The organism is Lentilactobacillus dabitei, from assembly GCF_019061365.1.
GTDB lineage: Bacteria > Bacillota > Bacilli > Lactobacillales > Lactobacillaceae > Lentilactobacillus > Lentilactobacillus dabitei.
The window spans coordinates 1-264 of record NZ_JAHPPD010000204.1 but is presented as its reverse complement, the minus strand read 5'-3'; the positions used below and the strand labels follow the sequence as shown (position 1 = coordinate 264).

Below are 264 nucleotides of genomic sequence, written 5' to 3'. Positions count from 1 at the left end.
GAGTGACGATAATGAACAGACAAATTAAATTCAGAGCATGGCATATGTACATTTTAGATGCAGCTTGTGGAAGCCGAATGTTCTGGTTTGATAAAGCCAATCCGAACGTCACTTTCATGGATAATCGACAGCATTATGAGAAACTACCCACAGGACACATCGTCGACGTTAATCCTGATGTGATAGCTGATTTTACGGAGATGCCATTTTCTGATAATAGTTTCTACATGGTTGTATGGGATCCGCCACATTTAATTCACGCTG

Annotated in this window: 1 pseudogene; it reads left to right on the top strand. The window is 40.5% G+C overall.

Going from position 1 to position 264, the window contains the following annotated elements:
- Positions 1 to 11 precede the first annotated feature (11 nt).
- Positions 12 to 264, top strand: a pseudogene (locus KTE19_RS13790) (hypothetical protein); the annotation flags it as partial.